Annotated in this window: 14 protein-coding genes; 12 read left to right on the forward strand and 2 right to left on the reverse strand. The window is 37.1% G+C overall.

From position 1 onward, the window contains the following. Positions 1 to 125: 125 nt before the first annotated feature. The 8 genes from HMPREF9010_RS04750 to HMPREF9010_RS04715 all read left to right on the forward strand — a co-directional run bounded on the left by HMPREF9010_RS04750 (position 126) and on the right by HMPREF9010_RS04715 (position 15,594). Positions 126 to 1,517: a T6SS effector amidase Tae4 family protein gene (locus tag HMPREF9010_RS04750; RefSeq protein WP_008650818.1), complete on the forward strand. Its 1,392-nt coding sequence runs from the start codon at positions 126 to 128 to the stop codon at positions 1,515 to 1,517. Positions 1,518 to 1,526: 9 nt separating this feature from the next. After that, positions 1,527 to 2,144, forward strand: coding sequence for a WG repeat-containing protein (locus HMPREF9010_RS04745; protein WP_008650819.1), 618 nt, complete (start codon positions 1,527 to 1,529; stop codon positions 2,142 to 2,144). A 515-nt stretch (positions 2,145 to 2,659) separates the two neighbouring features. After that, the gene (locus tag HMPREF9010_RS04740) at positions 2,660 to 4,075 is read left to right on the forward strand and encodes an O-antigen ligase family protein (RefSeq protein WP_232284372.1); all 1,416 of its coding nucleotides are present in this window, start codon (positions 2,660 to 2,662) and stop codon (positions 4,073 to 4,075) included. After that, entirely contained in the window at positions 4,075 to 6,027 is a 1,953-nt protein-coding gene (locus HMPREF9010_RS04735) for a discoidin domain-containing protein (RefSeq protein ID WP_008650821.1), read from the forward strand. Before HMPREF9010_RS04740 ends, HMPREF9010_RS04735 begins: the two co-directional genes overlap by 1 nt. 436 nt (positions 6,028 to 6,463) lie before the next feature. Next, on the forward strand, positions 6,464 to 6,949 hold the full coding sequence (locus tag HMPREF9010_RS04730) for a DUF4251 domain-containing protein (protein WP_008650822.1): 486 nt from the start codon (positions 6,464 to 6,466) through the stop codon (positions 6,947 to 6,949). 178 nt (positions 6,950 to 7,127) lie between these two features. Then, entirely contained in the window at positions 7,128 to 7,628 is a 501-nt protein-coding gene (locus HMPREF9010_RS04725; RefSeq protein WP_008650823.1) for a DUF4251 domain-containing protein, read from the forward strand. Positions 7,629 to 8,675: 1,047 nt separating this feature from the next. After that, positions 8,676 to 11,207, forward strand: coding sequence for a hypothetical protein (locus HMPREF9010_RS04720; protein WP_008650825.1), 2,532 nt, complete (start codon positions 8,676 to 8,678; stop codon positions 11,205 to 11,207). Between the two features lie 100 nt (positions 11,208 to 11,307). Beyond that, positions 11,308 to 15,594, forward strand: a complete 4,287-nt coding sequence (locus HMPREF9010_RS04715; protein WP_008650826.1) for a two-component regulator propeller domain-containing protein — start codon at positions 11,308 to 11,310, stop codon at positions 15,592 to 15,594. 65 nt (positions 15,595 to 15,659) lie between these two features. Here HMPREF9010_RS04715 and HMPREF9010_RS04710 read toward each other — a convergent pair whose 3' ends face one another. Then, entirely contained in the window at positions 15,660 to 16,799 is a 1,140-nt protein-coding gene (locus tag HMPREF9010_RS04710) for a glycoside hydrolase family 88 protein (protein ID WP_004320924.1), read from the reverse strand. 264 nt (positions 16,800 to 17,063) lie between these two features. Between HMPREF9010_RS04710 and HMPREF9010_RS04705 the strand changes: the two genes are divergently transcribed. Then, positions 17,064 to 17,387, forward strand: coding sequence for a nucleotidyltransferase domain-containing protein (locus tag HMPREF9010_RS04705; RefSeq protein ID WP_004301671.1), 324 nt, complete (start codon positions 17,064 to 17,066; stop codon positions 17,385 to 17,387). After that, complete coding sequence (locus HMPREF9010_RS04700) at positions 17,384 to 17,785, forward strand: HEPN domain-containing protein (RefSeq protein WP_004301673.1); 402 nt, start codon at positions 17,384 to 17,386, stop codon at positions 17,783 to 17,785. Before HMPREF9010_RS04705 ends, HMPREF9010_RS04700 begins: the two co-directional genes overlap by 4 nt. A 23-nt stretch (positions 17,786 to 17,808) precedes the next feature. On the opposite strand, the gene HMPREF9010_RS04695 is transcribed toward HMPREF9010_RS04700, so the two are convergent. Further along, complete coding sequence (locus HMPREF9010_RS04695) at positions 17,809 to 18,459, reverse strand: HAD family hydrolase (RefSeq protein WP_004301675.1); 651 nt, start codon at positions 18,457 to 18,459, stop codon at positions 17,809 to 17,811. Positions 18,460 to 18,638: 179 nt separating this feature from the next. On the opposite strand from HMPREF9010_RS04695, the gene HMPREF9010_RS04690 reads away from it, so the two are divergent. Together HMPREF9010_RS04690 and HMPREF9010_RS04685 are read left to right on the forward strand one after the other, a co-directional pair. After that, the gene (locus HMPREF9010_RS04690; RefSeq protein WP_004301677.1) at positions 18,639 to 19,013 is read left to right on the forward strand and encodes a hypothetical protein; all 375 of its coding nucleotides are present in this window, start codon (positions 18,639 to 18,641) and stop codon (positions 19,011 to 19,013) included. A gap of 2 nt (positions 19,014 to 19,015) precedes the next feature. Further along, positions 19,016 to 19,444, forward strand: a complete 429-nt coding sequence (locus HMPREF9010_RS04685; RefSeq protein ID WP_004301681.1) for a DUF6575 domain-containing protein — start codon at positions 19,016 to 19,018, stop codon at positions 19,442 to 19,444. Positions 19,445 to 19,507 lie beyond the last annotated feature (63 nt).

The following is a 19,507-nucleotide window of genomic DNA, read 5'->3' on the forward strand; positions in this document are numbered from 1 at the left end:
GTATCTAAACTTAAAATATCGTTTTTTTACACAAGCTGTCATTGTGTAAGCCTTTATACTTACATACTTTTTTATTATTAGCAGCTAGATAACTAATTTTTATTGTTAACTTATAACTATTTCTTATGAAACATTCAACACAACTAATTCGAAGCTTGCTAGGGCTTACTGTTCTTCTGGCTTCTTGTCAAGTGGACGACTCACCTGGTATCTTATCTGACAGTGAAGCTCAATTATTCGTATCAGAGGCGTGTAATTATTATGAGCAAACTATCTCTGAAGCTGCAGAAAAAAGTAAATTAGTGCAAAACAAAAATATGTCACCCGGGGAAGTTACTCCTTGCTGGCATAAAGCTCACATTAAGCAGGATGCAAATTATGAGTATGTATATGTACCTATTATTGCCGGAAACAACTACATACGCCGAGTTAAAATAGGCAAACAGGGAGAGAAGAAGAACTACAGAATTCCGATTTCGCAAACACTGTGTGTACGGAGAGATAAAACGGGTAATTATGATGCAGCTTATGTGACGATAATGCCGTCCCTGAATTATTATCGTGCCAACAAAAGTACTTTCACTGAAAAGGTTATCCATGATAAAAGTCTATATGGCAATTTGTCCGGATATGTAGTGTATAACAACATAGTGAGCAGTAAGATGATAGTGGCAGACAGAGTAAAGTCTGGAAAGTGCTTATGGTCATATTCACCCGCTACATTCAAAGATAAAGCATTATCCCGGAAAATCAAAAAAGAGATCTTTCAAAATATTAATAATATTGGGATGAGCCTCACCCGAAATACGATAGACGGAGGATGGCTTGAAGAAGTTGACATAACACCGGATGGTGAAGATGATGATGATGATGACGAGGATTATTTTTGTGGCTTTTGTGCACAGTATGTACCTTATGGTCATATTTGTTCAGAGGATGAAGAGGTAGAGGAGATTCCTTCTGGTGGTGGAGTCTGGGGAGGAGGAGGCGGTTCGCCTGGTGGTGGATCATCAGGGGGAAGTTCTTCCGATCGTCCTTCTTTCATAAGTCTTCCTCCTTTTAGTACAATTACAGAGAAATTCAAAATCGTTGCTAAAATGGAGCCTATTGATGTAGCAAAATTAATAGGTGGAAAGGTACTTGTTAATTATCAAGGTAATCCAGCCTTTGTGAACGGATGCACAGTTAGATTAAGCTATGCATTAAATATGTGTGGAGGAAGCCATAAAATTCCATTTTCGTACGAAAAAACAATATCAGGAGATGCAGATCGTAATAGTCAGAATGAATGGTATTATTATAAAGTTGCCGATATAATTCCTTATCTTGATGGAAAATATGGTACACACCAGACTGTCACCTTGGAGGATATTAAAGGAAAAACTGGAATTATTGGACAAACAGATTGTGGTTGGGGTGCTGGAGGACATGTAGATATTTGGGATGGAACAAATACCATATCATCAGATCATCCGTACTATGAGTGTAAAAATCTATATTTTTGGAATCTTAAATAAAAGAAAGACATGAAAATAAATATTATAATAACAATACTTTTAGTGTTCATCTCAATGAACATGTATGCCCAAGATAACAAACTGTATATTTATTATTATCCTAATTTCGAGGCTGTTGATGCAACCCTTGGCTATGTAGATTCGAGTGGGAAAGTTATTATTCCTGCAGGGAAATACCCCTATCTTTTTACTGATGTATTTGATAAAATAGCATTTGTTCTTCTTAAGGATAAGAAAGGTGTATATGCAATTGACAGAAGTGAAAAAGTCCTATTTCAAGTTTGTAGTTTTGAACTCGGTCCGGATATAATATCGAATGGCTTATTTCGAATTATAGAGAATGGAAAAATAGGCTTTGCAAATATGAATGGGAAAATAGTTATTAAGCCCAATTGGGGGTTTATATTCCCTTTTCAAGAAAATGGTCTTGCTATATTTTGTGAAAAAGGAAATTGGATATGGATAGATAAAGAACATAGAAAATTTTCTGGTGGAAAATGGGGAGCAATGGATACAAAAGGAAATATCGTAATCCCAGCTATGTATGATGACGGAAAAGAAAATTATTTAAAAAAAGACGGAAAATGGTATAAGGTGAAGAGCTCTGGAGATTTAGAACCGGAATAGAAAAGTCATTAAATAAAGAAATTGTGCGGGGTGGGTGTTAGAGGATATGTAGATATCTGGCATAGAACAAATATATACGTATCCTCCTCCCCTGTCATCTACTTATAAAACTGTATTTTAGTGCTTAAATTAATAGAGGCATACTCCCCTAAATATACCAGTGAAAAGATATGAACTTTAAAATGCTAAATACAAGAATGAATTTCATGCTTTATTTTTTGCAGATATGCTTATGGGGGATACTGTTGCTACCTATCAATTTTATATATAAAACAATCTTATCAGACTATATCTTAATCTCCATAGAAACTATTATATCCGCTTGCTTGGCAATTGTCTCATTGGGATTAGCTATAAGGAACAAAAGGTTTCCCGAAATCTCAATGGTGGACATCATTATTGCCTGTTATGCCGGATATATACTTTTCAACAGCTTCTTCATACGCCCATTACCTGTTACAAATCTTTTTCTACTTAAGTTTCTGTCTGTTTGCCTTATTTATATATCAATCCGAATGATGACGGATAAACAGCAGAGAACGGGAAGTTTATCCATCGCAATAATTGGAACGTTGGAAGCAGTATTGGTCATTTTGCAAAACTACGGATGGGTGGAAAGCGAGCATCTGTTGTTTAATTGTACCGGTTCTTTTTTCAATCCTAGTCTTGCCGGAGGATTTCTCGCTTGTTCATTCTGCATTTCCGTTTATCTTCTTATAATAACACGTATTTGTTTCAAAAAAATATGCTTATTCATAAGCGGTGTTTTACAGATAAACGCTCTTGTACTGACTCATTCACGAGCCGGATGGATAGCTGCCATCATAGGATTATGTTATCTTTTATGGCATACGGATAGCATTGTCATTCAACGAAGTAAAGCATTTATTAAAAAGAGTCTTATTGTCCAATGTATAATAATAGGTATTGCCATAATCGCAGCAATATCTGCTTATCAATATAAGAAAGCATCGGCAGATGGACGTTTGTTCATTTGGGGTATCTGTTTGGACATGAGTAAAGACAAACTAATAACCGGGCATGGGACAGGAATGTTCAGAGAGAAATTCCCCAACTATCAGGCTGCCTTCTTTATGCAAAATCCGGACTCTGACAATGTAGACTATGCTGGCAACCCTTTATATCCTTTCAACGAATATTTGTCGGTACTTGTCACGCAAGGACTAATAGGAGTAGCTTTTCTAATCTTGATTGTAAATTCTTTGTCCTTTCATTCTTCTTCCAAAGGTGTCCGACAACAAAGGGCTTTTCTTCTAACCTGGGGAATTTTTGCCTGTTTTTCATATCCTATGGCGCACTATCGTTTAATGATTCTGCTACCTTTTCTAATAGCACTACTTCCGATAAAGAGTAGGATATTAAGAAACCACCTCGGATTGTGGACAAAAATTATTATTTTAGGAGTAATCATATCAGGAATATATGTAGGAATAAGTGGAATACTTACTTATTCCAAACTTGAAAAAGCCTATAATAAACATGAACGTATTTCACAGGAACTTTATAATGATATAAAATATGATCTTACTTTATTGAATCATTATTATAATTCCATAGCGAATAAATTACCTGCTTGCGAGGAATTCTATTTATTAAAAGAATATGTAGAATTATATCCTTCATCTTACGGATTGTGTGAGCTGGGAAGAAGGTATAAAAGCCGAAAACTTTTTAGTCGTGCCAAAGAGTGTTTCATTTTCGCATACCATATCAACCCTTCGTTAATTGTTCCCCAATATGAACTGTTTCTATTATATCGGGAAGAAAAAAACATGAATCAAATGGTTGCTATTGGAGAACGAATACTACACCAGCCTGTCAAACAAGAGAACACAATATCCATTAAGATCAAAACAGAAGTAAGAAAAATACTTAGGGATCATTTAACTAAAAACATGGTAACAAAGTAATGAAGAAATTAATTTTATTTTTAGTATTGGGAGTATTACTGTCTTGTCAGAGTACAGATAATAGAAGATTGGAAAAGACGCTCGATTTGGCGCAATCTAATCGTGGAGAACTGGAAAAAGTAATCCAATATTATAGCCAGAATGAGGCTGACAGTTTGAAATTAAAAGCTGCTCGATTCTTGATTATGAATATGCCCGGACATTATTCTTTTATTGGCAGAAACTATGAAAATTATTGTAAAGCATCGGAGAAAATTATTTTCTCCAAAACCTCAATGAACAAGAAGGTTGACAAGCTAAACAAACTGATACGCCAATATCCGGCGGAATGTTTTGAAAGGGTAGAGGATTGTTCCATTATCACGGCAGATTATTTGATACAGAACATAAACATAGCATTTGAAGATTGGCAACGAGGAAACTGGGCTAAAGGAATTACTTTTAATGAGTTCTGCGAATATCTATTACCATATAAATGTACAGAGACACAAGCTTTTGATAATTGGCGAACCGTCTTGCGTCCCATAGCCAATGATACATTGCAAGACTTCGAACACAACGATCTTTGGAACAAAACCTCTTATTGGGCTGCCGAAGCCATTAATATGAAATTGCATGATACGGTAATTATACATGTGAGAAAAAATATGAACGGGCATTATTTATACAAAGTGCCATTCTGGTGTAATATACCTTCTAATTCATGCGAAACGAGGACTACAACTGCGTTGGCTATTTTAAGAAGTAAAGGTTTTCCTGTTTCCTATGATTTTATTCTACAATGGGCGACAAATAACAATGCTCATTCATGGTTAAGTGTACTGACAGACCATAACCGAAGAATTCCATGTGAGGGAGGGCATGAGCCTTTCTTGGCAAGTGTCCGCCCCGGAGAATGTAAGGGAAAAGTATATAGAAGAACTTACTCTGCCAATCCTGATCTGGTTTTAATGAACCAACATTCTTCAGATATTCCACCGGTATTTCAAGACTTGTTTATGAAAGATGTGACCGATGAATATGCTGCGACAGAATCTCCCGTATTTCCCGTTTTATCAGAGAAAAAGGAGTCAAAGGAAAAATACGCTTATCTAACGATTTTTAATGGTGTAGATTGGACTCCTATTGGCTTTAGCCGGATAAATAGTCGGAAAAAAGTGACTTTCGAAAAGGTTGAAAAAGGAGCGGTATATATGCCGGCATACTATATAGACGGTAAAATTAAACCGTTTAATTATCCGGCATTGTTAAATGAAAGAGGGAGATTAGAGTTTCTTATACCGGGCAAGGAGAATATACAAAGTATCTTCGTTAAACGAAAATATCCTTTAATTCGCAAAGCTTTTATTGCGGCACAACGTTTAAAAGGAGGTATGTTTCAGGCGGCTAATAAAGAAGACTTCAGTGATGCGAAAACATTGCATACGTTTGACGAATATAGTGTTTCTGGAAATATACTTATTTCTGATACTACCCGGTACCGATATTGGCGCTATTTTAGTCCTCGACCCTTTCGCTGTAACATAGCTGAACTTATATTCTATACAGTAGGAAACAAAAAACTGACAGGTGAAATAATCGGTTCTGAAGAACGGAGTAGCAATCCAAATTATCTCCGGAAGGCTGCTTTCGATCTGAATCCATTATCATATTTTGCATCTAAAACGGTAAGAAACGGATGGGTTGGGTTGGATTTGGGGGAACCTAAGCAAGTAGAAAGAATTGGTTATATGATTCGCAATGATGGTAATAATATATGTGTTGGCGATACATATGAGTTGTTTTATTGGGATATAGATGGTTGGCATTCAATAGAGAAACAAATAGCAGATGATTTTGAACTGACATTTCACAATGTTCCGCAAAATGCTTTGCTGTTATTAAAGAATCGAAGTAGAGGAAAAGACGAACGAATCTTCTTATATCGAGATTCTAAGCAAATATGGTATTAATAGATTATGAAAAGTTTCGTTTCTTTCCATGAGTGCTCCGAATGATATGTAAAAGCCTTGCATTCGTATGGAGTAGTGAAATTAGCCGTATTGCCTTCCAGGACAAATCTATATATGTATACGCATTTGTATACGGTTGAAGTTTGCATTCTAATTTATAAATGTCGTCCTTTGTTACAACAAGAGTGATAAACTTTTATTTGCACTAATATTATGTAAAAATGAGCTCTTTATCTTATGTGATATGGACGAAACTGGAAAATGAGCTAAACGATTATTTACTAATATGAAGAAACGATTTAAGATTGTATTAAAGCCTATACTGAAATGATAAAGGCGAGAATAGAAGAATGTGAGCGAAGGAAGGGTAAGTATCCTATTTAGCATATCATTAAATGTTGAAATAATTATATCTATATTCTAATTTGTAATTGATATGAAAACAAAAAGGCAGGTCTTTATATTACTTGTTGTAGTGTTAGCGGGAATTCTCACTCTTTCTGCTCAAAACAGGAAGGAGCAAAGAGCGGAAGTCGTCAGAAATATTATCAGTTCAAAGAATTATAAGATATATGTGGACACTTACATCCCTCCATATAGAGATCCTAAACAATTGAATTACTTGGATTCGATAGAAATTAAAAATGATTCGGTATTTTCCGACCTCCTTTATCTCGAGGAATCTGATATTCCTTATAGCGATAGGGGAAATCAACTTATCTTTCAGGCTCCTATCAAAAAATATGTTATGGATATAGATGAAAAAGGGAATGCTCGTATCTGTTTTTCAACACGTACGACAGCAGACTATTTCAATTTTAAAATTGAGGTATATTCTAATGGAAGTGCGAACATCAATGTCACTATGCAACACAATCAAAGTGTAAATTATATGGGAGAATTGGATATGCGAAGAGAATGATCGAAATATACCCGCAATACCTGTAGACACTTCTCCGTGAAAAGTATCAGAATTGGAAGAATTATGCTGTGATACTGGAAAATGGAATAGAAGAGTGGGAGCGAGGCAAGGGAAAGTGTACTATTTTAGCGTATCATTAAAAATTGAAAAAGTATCTATATTCTAATTTGTAATTATTATGAAAACAAATAAACAAATTCTTATATTGTTTTTGATAATGTTGATAGGGGCTCCTATCCTTTCAGCTCAAAGCAAGAAAGAATATAATCCGGAAGTTATCGAAAAGATCGTTGCATCAGGAGACTATAAGATAAACGTAGGCACTTATATGCCTCCATCTGGGGAATACATAGAATTAGATTACCCCGAGAATTCGATAGAAATTAAAAATGATTCAGTCTTTTCCGATCTTTTTTTTGTTGAGGAATCTGATATACCTTATAGCGGCAGAGGAAATGAACTTCGCTTTCAGGTACCCCTCAAAAAATATACCATGGATATAGATAGGAAAGGGAATACACATATTAATTTTTCAGTACGGACAAAGGTTGATAAATTCAACTTTAAGGTTGTTGTGTATCTTGATGGAAGGGCGATTGTCAATGTTTTTATGCAACACCATCAAAATCACTTCCGGTCTTATGACTCATTCTCCCGGAATGCTGGGATTCGGAGCTAGTTACAGTATCAACAACTGGAATATTGATTTATATATGCGAACACCGTACAAGGCAGTCTCTAAAGGACACCTTCAACAAATTGGCTATGAAAGAAGAAGTGAAAGCCGAACACCTCGCGTCAGCGATCATGTGATTAGCTTATCAGTAAATTATCGTTTCACTTTTGGAAAGAAAAAACATAAATTCGACAACTCGGTTATAGAAGATACGAATCAGTCAACTATATCAAGAGATTAAAACAAATATATTATTGAACGGGAAAACTAATTGGTAAGGAGCATTCTTTAAAAAAACTAAATCAAAATAGCTCTTCTTAATATGAAGTTTGGGTGTAGTTGCTCTTTTGAAATTTAGTTGGGAAGCTCATAATGGTGCACAAAGTAATTAAATAGTGATTAACGGATTAGTAATTAATCGGTGTGGTTTTTAATTATTACAGAATAGAATGGATTTTCTCATCGGATATTTATTTTCAATCTTTCTATGTTTTCTTTCACCTTTTCTCTGTCTCTTCGATGAATAAGGAGTTTGCGGGTGAAGGGTAACAACTTCACCACCTCTTCACCTGTGGCGATTAGTTTCAAAAATAGTTTCACTGCTTGAAACGATTCGTTTCTCGGTGTGAAACACTTCGTTTCAAAGCATGAAACACTTTGTTTCTCGGCGTGAAACTTTTAGTTTCAAATAGGGTTGAAACTAATTACGAAATAGCTTTACTAATCTTGTTCAATGGTTAAATCAGGAAGCAGCTATTTGATTTGATTCACGATGAAGAGAAGGTGAAAGACCGACTATTCACCTGCAAACTCCTTATTCATCGAAGAAACAGAGGAAAGTGAAGGAGATGGAAGAATTGACCATGTTATAGAGAAAAGCATTGAATTGTTCATAACCGTACCGATTATGAACCAATGCAAATCATTGGTCAGTATATGGAAAAAATGACATAAATATGGATAATAATCCTTGTTTCGAAATAGCCTGCTAAGTTTTTTGTATTCATTATTCCTTTTGGCTAGTTTTGCTTGTGTAAATCTTAAAAAGTCATGAAACACATAACTAAAATAAAAGCAATTTTCGCTATTTTACTATTATATATTATAATAGTTCCACCATTATACGCCCAATCTATAAGTGTCCGTTCATTACCTGGCTATGTAAAAGCGATAAATCAATTCAATCAACTGAACCCTCAAGAAAAGGTGTATCTTCATTTTGACAATACTGGATATTATTTGGGTGATACTATCTGGTTTAAGGCTTATGCGGTATTTGCAGAGCAACTTCGTCCCACCACTTTAAGCAAAGTGTTACATGTAGAGCTGTTGACTCCACAAGGAATAATAGTGGATGACCGCCAATTAAAGCTTGAAAATGGCGAATGTCATGGTGAATTTGCCTTGAGTTCCCGTTATCATAGTGGGTTCTATGAAGTTCGTGCTTACACTCGAAGTATGTTGAATTTTGGTGACGATTGTATTTTTTCTCGTGTATTTCCTGTTTATGATTCTCCAGAAATAGAAGGGTATTATACTGATCGGAAGATGGATAGTGGTTTTGGCTTGAAAGACGAACGTAAAAAAAACACAAAAGCTAAGAAAGTCAACCTTTCCTTTTATCCTGAAGGAGGAAATGCTGTGGTTGGGTTACGTTCGAGAATCGGTTTCAAAGCTACAGGAGAGAATGGAGAAGATTTGAATATAACAGGTGCGGTATATGATTCTTCCGGTGAACTGGTTTCATATTTCTCCACTTATCACCAAGGCATGGGATTTTTTGAAATGATTCCTGATAAGATTACATATAAAATTGTAGCCGATTATGATGGAAAGAAATATGACTTTTCTTTTTCAAACATTATTTCTTCAGGATATGTGATGCGTGTGACAGATTTGGATGCAGAGACTTATCAGGTACATCTGCAAAAATCTCCGGACTTGCCGGCTGATACTTTAGCCGTTTCTGTATCATGTCGTGGTACAGTTTATTCAGCAGAAGCTTTAATTTTGGGTGATAAACCTTATATTTATCAATTGAATAAAGGAAAACTTCCTGCCGGTTGCCTTCAATTTACTCTTTATAATCAGGATGGCAAAATTTTGGCAGACCGTTTGGCTTTTAATCGTGCTCCGTTAGAATATTGCCGTGTTACGGTGGAGGCGGATAAACCTTTCTATAAACCTTTAGAAAAGGTGAGACTATCACTTGCTGTGAAAGATTTGTCCGGTAATCCTGTATCAGGCAGTTTTTCATTGTCTGTGCGTGATGCTGGCACAGAAATTCATACTGGTTATCATGAGAATATCCTGACAGACTTGTTGCTCTCTTCTGAAATACGAGGTTACATCGCTCATCCGATGCAATATTTCGGGACGGACGACCGTAGTAATCGTATGAAGTTGGACTTATTGATGATGGTACAGGGGTGGCGCCGTTACAATTGGCAGGTGATGGCGGGGGTATCTCCTTTTCATGTGGCACATTATGCTGAAGAGGGTTTACCAGTGAGTGGTGTAGTGAAATCTTTACTCAAGAATAAGGTGGAAGCGAATGTGGATGTTGTGTTTTGGATTGTTAAGGATAGTGCTTCTTTCCATGGTCATTGCAAAACTGACAAAAAAGGGCGTTTCCATTTCCTGTTGCCGGATCATGCGGCAGTAGACGGTGAATGGCAGCTGGCTCTTTCTGTGACTTCGAAAGGCAAACCGAAACATTGCAGGATTATGCTCGACCGCCTTTTTAGTCCGGAAGCCCGCAGTTATTCTATTTCGGACTTTCAGGTGAAGGATACGGTTATTGTTTTTGCAGATACTTCAGATAGTCTGGCCAATAGTAATGTTTTAGGTATGATACAGAATCTTCCTCAAGTGGTGATAAAGAAAAAACAGATAAAGAATGAGATATTTCCGGATCTGGTTTGTAATGTGGAAAAGGATATTAGTAGGCTGATGGATCAAGGGAAGGATTATCCAGGAACATTGGGGGAATATATGGAAAGAAATATTTCTGCGGTAAACATGGTAGATACTGCGTATACGTATGCTAATAGTGCTATTTGTTATATTTTAGATGGTGGAGGTTCTGTTAATCCGCGAAAGGGCATCGGTGCTTCCGATCATCCGATAGAGAATATAAAAACAATAGAAGTGTATGATGGAAATCTTCGGGCTTGGATAGTGAGAAACATAGATAGTAATTATGGCTATTATCCTCCGAGTGATCCGACATCAGATTTTTATAGTATGAGACATTTACATGATGCTGTTTTTCAGGCTAACCAAAGGCTGGTATTATTCATCGTCCGTTTATATAACGATGTGTTGCATGACAAGTATAAGAAGGGAATGCGTTATACTTTTTTCAAAGCCTTTTCTCCTGTAAGAGAATTCTATCAGGTAAATCATAGTAATAGTGTTCCGGGAGATATCGATTTTCGTCGAACTTTGTATTGGAATCCTGATGTGAGGACTGATAATAATGGAAAAGTGAACGTTAGTTTTTATAATAATGCTACTTGTCGACAAATGACGATCAATGCAGAGGGGATAAATCGTGGGAAGTGTATTATTAAAGAATAAATTTATATGGAGATTTTACTTTTTCATAGTGTTACATTCTATGTTGCAGTGCAAAAGATGTATCTTTGTAACCAGCAATCAAAATAACCCCAACCACTATATGAAATATAAATTATTATGCCTCTTCGTTTTGTTAAGTTTTTCTTTATCGGATTTGTATGCTGATATTGAACTTAGTTCCAAACAAATGAGAACCAGTGATGGGCTACCTAGTAATTCTGTACGATGCATGTTTCAGGACAGTAAAGGATTCTTATGGTTGGGTACTTTAGACGGATTGACCCGTTATGATGGAAATACTTTTCTTACTTATCAGTTGGAAAGCGGGAAACACGATCGGATTTCTTTAGCAGATAACAGAATAAAACATGTGGCAGAGGATAAGAATGGTTTTTTGTGGATAAAGACTGTGCCGGAATTATTCAGCTGTTATGATCTACAGAAAGCTTGTTTTGTAGATTTTACCGGTACCGGAAGTGATGGAGAGAACTATTCAGAAATATTTATGTCCTCTAATGGAGATGTGTGGCTTTGGCATAGAAGGAATGGTGTGCGTCAAATTGTTTGTGAGGATGATCGGACTATGACCTCTGTGAAGTTTAGAACGAAATTTGGAAACCTGCCCGATGACCGGATTAAATTTATAAATGAAGATTCTAGTGGCAGGATCTGGATTGGTACCATGCAGGGACTTGCGTTTGTTTATAAAGGGAAAGTTGAATTTATCGATAGGAAATTGAATTTTTCTTCTTCTTTCCCTCATGGAGAGGATATGTATTTTCTGACAAAGAGTGGAGATGTGTATCGCTGTGTAAATGGATCGAAAAAAATAGACTGTTTAGCGTCGCTGTCTGCTATTGCCGGTAATACATCTGTCAGTACACATTCATTGATAAAAGATAAATGGGTTATATTTACTTCCAGCGAAGGAGTATATGAATTTGATTTTCAGAATTTTCAAATAACTCCTTGCCGGGAATTGAAAATAAATAATGGAAAAGTGATTCATGACAATTATGGAGATTGTTGGGCTTACAATAACACTGGACGAATTTATTATATAAACTCGAAGAGCGGAGAAATAAAGAATTTTCAACTGATCCCTGAAGAGAAGATGAAATATATAGATTATGAACGCTATCATGTGGTGCGTGATGACCGGGGGATTGTGTGGATTTCAACTTATGGAAACGGACTTTTCACCTACGATATTCAGGAGGACCGGTTGGAACACTTTGTTTCCGAAGGGAAGAATGCAGGACCTATAGGGTCAGATTTCTTGTTATGTTTGATGAAAGACAGGACAGGAGGAATATGGGTAAGCTCCGAATATTCCGGTTTGTCTCATATTTCCATTTCAAATAAAGGCATTACACATGTCTATCCAGAATCACCGGATGTTTTTGACCGTTCGAATACAATCCGGTTACTGACTAAAATGTCGAATGGAGATATATGGGTAGGAACGCGAAGAGGTGGATTGTATAATTATGATTCTCATCTGAAAACTAAGATAGATAATCATTATTTGCCCTATAATATTTATGCGATTTCAGAAGATAGTCGGGAGAATATATGGATAGGAACCCGGGGAGACGGACTAAAAATAGGAGATACGTGGTATAAAACGGATCCGTCTAATCCTTTTGCCTTATCTCATTCTAATATTTATTCCATTCTTCGCGATAAGAAAGATCGTATGTGGGTGGGAACATTTGGAGGAGGACTGGATCTGGCAGAATCAACGGAAAAAGGACAATACAAGTTCCGTCGTTTCTTTCAAGGAAAGAAGTATGGCTTACGGATAGTCAGAGTAATGGCAGAAGATGAGAAAGGGATGATATGGATGGGCACAAGTGAAGGTATCTGCATTTTCCACCCTGACTCATTGATCGCTAATGAAGATAACTATCATTTGTTCAGCTACACCGATGGCAATTTTTGCAGCAATGAGATTCGTTGCCTGTTTCGTGATAGCAAAGGGCGCATGTGGGTAGGAACTTCGGGTGCCGGGCTGAATCTATGCGAACTGTCAGACAACTGTCAGTCTTTGAAATATACACATTATGGAATAGCGGAAGGACTGGTTAATAATATGGTGCAATCTATTTTGGAAGATCATTCGGGACAATTATGGATTGCTACGGAATATGGAATTTCAAGGTTCAATCCCAACAGCCATTCTTTCGAGAATTATTTCTTCTCATCTTATACATTAGGAAATGTGTATAGCGAGAACAGTGCGTGTATGGGGGCAGACGGTAAACTGATTTTTGGAACAAACTACGGATTGACGATTATTGACCCGAAGAAGATTCCAACAGAGAGATTGCTTTCTCCTATTGTTATCACAGGATTGTCCGTTAATGGAATTCAGGTGAAGCCTAATATGCCGGGTTCTCCTTTGCAAGAATCTTTAGCCTATTCGGATAAGATTACATTGAAATATTTCCAGAATTCTTTTATGCTTGATTTTTCTACTCTCGATTATTCGGATAATGGTCAAATCAAGTATATGTATTGGCTGGAAAACTATGACAAGGGATGGAATGTTCCGTCTTCGTTAAGTTTTGCCACTTATAAATATCTGGAGCCGGGCAGTTACATTTTCCATGTGAAATATTGTGATGGTGCCGGTATTTGGAATGATACCGAAACAACTTTGAAGATTGTTATCGTGCCTCCGTTTTGGAAAACAAATTGGGCTATGCTTGGATATTTCATCCTGATGTTAATAGCTTTGTACTTTACATATCGTATCATTTTTAATTTCAATAGGTTGCGCAACCGCATCAATGTTGAAAAACAACTGACAGAGTATAAACTGGTATTTTTCACAAATATCTCTCATGAATTCCGTACTCCGCTTACATTGATCCAAGGAGCATTGGAGAAAATGTACCGGATGGATGATATTCCACAAGCCTTATTGCATCCGTTGAAAGTCATGGATAAAAGTACACAACGTATGTTGAGGCTGATTAATCAGTTGCTGGAGTTCAGAAAAATGCAGAACAACAAGTTGGCTCTTTCTCTGCAGGAAACTGATGTAGTTGCTTTCCTGTACGAAATATATTTAAGTTTCAGTGACGTAGCAGAACAGAAGAATATGGATTTCCGCTTTTTGCCGTCTGTGCCATCCTATAAAATGTTTATTGATAAAGGTAATTTGGATAAGGTGGTGTATAACTTACTTTCAAATGCTTTTAAGTATACTCCTTCGGGTGGGACAATTCTGTTTTCTGTGAATGTGGATGAGGTGAAGAAGTGTTTATACATTCAGGTAGCGGATACCGGAGTAGGTATTCCTAAAGAAAAGCAGGGAGAATTGTTTAAACGTTTCATGCAAAGTAGTTTCTCCGGAGATAGCATTGGAGTAGGGTTGCATTTGAGCCATGAATTGGTGCAGGTGCATAAGGGAACGATTGAATATAAAGATAATGAAGGGGGAGGTTCCGTATTTACGGTATGTATTCCGACTGATAAAACTGTTTATTCGGAAAAAGACTTCCTGGTTCCCGGCAATCTCCTGTTGGAAGAAGCGAATATGCAGACTCACCATTTGCAGGAGCTTTCAGAGGAATGTCAGGAACATGAAAAGACAGTCACCACATCAAGAAAACATAAAATATTAGTCATCGAAGACGATAATGATATTCGTGGGTTCCTGCAGGAGGAGCTTAGTGCTTATTTTGAAGTAGAAGTGGCTGCGGATGGAATATCCGGATTTGAAAAGGCATGCAACTATGACGCAGACTTGATTATCTGCGATGTATTGATGCCTGGGATGACCGGTTTCGAAGTGACAAAGAAACTGAAAACTGAATTTGCGACAAGTCATATTCCTATTATTCTGCTGACTGCCTTGACTTCACCGGATAAGCACCTGGAAGGACTTGAAGCGGGAGCGGATGTTTATGTTGCAAAGCCATTTAGTTTTAAGCTTTTGCTTGCGCAGGTGTTCCGGCTGATAGAGCAATGCGAAAAGTTACGGAAGAAGTTTTCCAGTGAACCGGGGGTAGTGCGTCCTGCTTTATGTAACACGGACCGGGATAAGGAGTTTGCAGATCAGTTGGTGGCTGTGGTGGAAAAGATTTATTCTCAATACAACATTTCTATTGATGAATTTGCGCAGATGATGGGGATGGGACGAACTGTGTTTTATAAGAAATTACGCGGAGTGACAGGATACTCACCGAATGAGTATTTGCGTGTCGTACGAATGAAGAAGGCTGCCGAACTGTTTTTGACCGAAAGGGATCTGACTGTTGCGGAAGTTTCTTATAAAGTGGGTATTAACGATCCTCTTTATTTCAGTAAATGTTTTAAAGCGCAGTTTGGAGTATCTCCTTCGGCTTACCAGAAAGGGGAGAGAAGTAAAACGTAGTATATACTTACCTTGAATCCGGTTTGTGAAGGATAGACCGGATTCAAGATAAGTATGTTTATCAGTTACATATTGAGGTCTAATTTATAGATTTCACTTCCGGCAAGAAGGAAACATCCTGTTCCGAAATCCTCAAAATCAGGAACTTTGTCGTATGTGACAGGTTGACTGTCTTTCGGTTCTTTGCCGGTTCCCTGTACATAACCAAGAAAACCATTCGGGTGAACTGCATCCTTCACCATAGCATTCCATGCTTTTATGATTACAGGCAGATAGGTCTTTTTATCCAATAGACCGTTGCGTACGCCCCAAGCCATACCATATACGAAAAGAGCTGTGCCGGAAGTCTCTTTGCCTCCGAAGTTTGACGGATCGTGGAGGCTGACATTCCAAAAGCCATCTTCACGCTGGCATTGTTTCAGTGCTTTGCTCATAGCCATAAAATCATTGATGTAATCTTGGCGATGTTTTTCATCAGATGGAATTTCGTTCATTACCCGCACCAAAGCTGCGTATACCCATCCGTTACCACGGCTCCAATAACAGTTTTCGCCATTAGGCTCTTTGTATGGAGGATCGAAATTATGGTCTCTCCACCACAAACCTTCTTTGACATTGAACATTCCGTTCTCTCCGTGTTTATTACGGGTATATTCGTACATATCCCACATTTTGTCGAAGTACTTCTGTTCGCCTGTAAGTTTCCCCATTTTGGCAAATATAGGCATCCCCATCTGGATAGCATCTATCCACCACCAGTCGTTTATTTGTGGAGTATTGACCAGCATATCCATATTGGCTTTCGTTTTCCGTATTTTTTCAGGATCGGGGCAAATGTTGTATAAATCGAGATAGATTTGGCTGGCGCAGTAATTATCTGCATTACGGGTGGTTGTCCCACGGTGGAAGCCCCATTGGTGGTAATCCGCCCATTCTTTGGCATAGAGATAATATTCGTCTGCGGGATAGATGGAGTAGAGTGCCATTAAGCCTTCGTAATATACGCTTCGTGTCCAGATATTACTGGGGCGAACTACTTTTTTCACAAAGGAAGGAGTGCGATAGTCGGCATATTTCTTCATGAAATAGTCGTTCACATGAAGAGTTACTTTCAGAATTTCTTTTTTATCGGGAACTGTCTGTGCTTTTATGTTCCCGTAACTCAATATTACTCCTGCAAAAAATAGTATAAGATGCTTTTTCATTTTATAATAAATTAGATTACTATTGTTCTTAGATTTAGGCACACAAAGGTGAGCCTTTCTTTACCTGTTGCAAAGAAAATGCATTGTAAGGAAAGTGATATTGAAATTTGTACGGAAAATATGTAATATTAGACTTTATTCTTTATTCATATTAGTCATGGATAAGAACCAAGTATGAATAATTAGCAAGAGCGATTTTTTTGTAAGTCATATTGTTGTATTGATATTTATTGTATATTTGTAGAAGAGTAAGGGGAGACGAATATGAAAAGTCATACAAATAAAATATTAGAGTCTATTAAGCAGGCATTGACAGAGCATTTACCAAAAGGTGGCAAGGCTTTGTTGTTTGGTTCTCAAGCTCGTGGGGATGCACGGATTGATTCTGATTGGGATATTTTGATTATCTTAGATAAAGAAAAATTGGAGCCTGAAGATTATGATAAGGTAAGCTTTCCCTTAACTATGTTGGGATGGGACTTGGGAGCGCGAATTAATCCGATTATGTATACGATGAAAGAATGGGCTGCAAGTTGTATTACACCATTTTATAAAAATGTAGAGCAGGAAGGAATTGAATTAGTATGAAATTGACAGATGAAGAACGTAATTCTTTGGTGATATTACAGTTGGAGAAAGCTAAAGTATTTTTGAAACAAGCAGATGAGATGTTTGATCTGAAGTATTGGGATATTGCTTCCAATAGATATTATTATGCCTGTTTTCATGCTGTTCAGGCTTTATTAATACAAAATGGATTATCATGTAAAACCCATGATGGGTTGATAGCTTGCTTTGGCTTGAATTTTATAAAAACAGGCAAAATTAGTGCACGTTTGGGAAGTTTTTTGGCGCGTATGGAACAATTACGGCAAAAAGGGGATTATAATTGCATTTATTCAATATCGGAGGATGAAATCAGTACGATAAAAGCTCCGGCAAGAGAACTTATTGAGACTATTGAAGTTTTACTTGCCGAATCATAATTATTCTTGTAAGGATATCATCGTTAAAAGACCATTTTTTTTATTTTTTCGGCCACATCTGTCATATATGCCGGATTAAATTCTTCTAGTTCCGTGCGTGGTCGGAATCCCCATGTCACTCCGCAAGCGGTTACACCGGCATTGGCTGCTGTTTGCATGTCTACACCGGAATCACCTACATAAAGAACATCTTCTTTTCGTACATCGGCAAGTTTTAATATATCAAAAACGATTGTTGGATCAGGTTTGACATTTACTCCTTCCCGTTGGCCGAAAACGGCAGTGAAATGAATTTCCGGAAAGTAGTGGGCAACCAGTTTCTCGGTAGCGGCCTGATATTTGTTGGAGGCTACGGCAATCTGAATGCCTGCGGATTGCAGATAAGACAATAACGCTGAAATACCCGGGTAAGGACGACTATCGTCTGCATTGTGAATATCATAATAAGGAATAAACTCTTTTCTTACCCGGAGCACATTCTCTTCTGTCTTTTCTCCTTCGGGTAATGCACGTTCAAAGAGTTTGTTGATACCATTTCCTACCATGAAGTTATACTTTTCTACATCGTGTGTGGGGTATCCTAATTTATTCAAAGCATAATTAGTGCTATGGGCGAGGTCTGCGATAGTATTTAATAATGTACCGTCCAAATCGAATATTATTAGTTTTTTCATTAAGGCTTATGTTTATAGTTAATTCTATATTTAAATCTTTTATTCTGCAAAGGTATACTAAAAAAATGAGATTGGGAAGAATGAGGCAATAGTTTAGAGAATATCGAATGAACAACAAAGCCGGAAATATATTTGTTATTCTACCAGATTGGCTTAACTTTGCGAAAAACTAAAGAATAATGAATGCAGAATGGTTTGAGGCATTGCCTGAACAATGTCCCCCAACGGATGCGAAGCGGTGCGAAGGCTGTTATTATAGAATTGCAAATGGTAATCCTGTTACAACAGAAGATTTCTTTTCGCAAAGAAAAATGCAGCCGGATAAGGTCTTTAAAGGATTAGGAATAGATGAATGTGTGACAAGGGCAGTCTCTCTATTTTCAGAGAGGGAAGAAGCGGAGAAAAGATTAAAGCTTCCTAAGTTCAAGAAGGCAAATATTGCTTTAGTCATATTGGAACCAAAAGATGGAGTGTTAAAGAAAACATTTGATATAGCACATTATTCTTGGTGGAGAACAAAGGATTTTAATGTTTTACAAGCTAAAATAGTCTGATTATGGGAATGGAAGATGTGTTAAGGATAGACAAAATTCTGGATTTCTGTGATGTGCCTCAGCTTTTTGTGGCAAGAGATGCCTTTGATACACTGTATCTTTGTCTTTTATATGATGATGAGACGGTTTATCGCTATACGGGAATACGTATCTCTACACGTAGACTTGAATCCTTCTTAGCAGGTAAAGCCGATTTGCGTTTACTCTATCTACAGCCTGAAAATGAACATGAGTATTACGATGTTGTGTTTCAATCGGGTGAATACCAGAAAACGTTATTAAAGGAAAGTGTATTGTTGGAAGATAAATTGCCGGCTGAGGGATATGTTTTATCTGGAGAGAAGCGCGAGAATGTGGTCATTAATTTGCCAATAAAAGACCGTAGTCTGCTTGCAGAGCTTGTTCGTAAATTTGGCTGGGCTTGTATGTAAGTTTAAAGAAGATAAAAAAGATTGTCCCGCTACTGCTTGAAAGTTGTGGGACAATCTTTTTTC

Origin of the sequence: Bacteroides sp. 3_1_23 (assembly GCF_000162555.1) — a bacterium.
Taxonomy (GTDB): domain Bacteria; phylum Bacteroidota; class Bacteroidia; order Bacteroidales; family Bacteroidaceae; genus Bacteroides; species Bacteroides ovatus.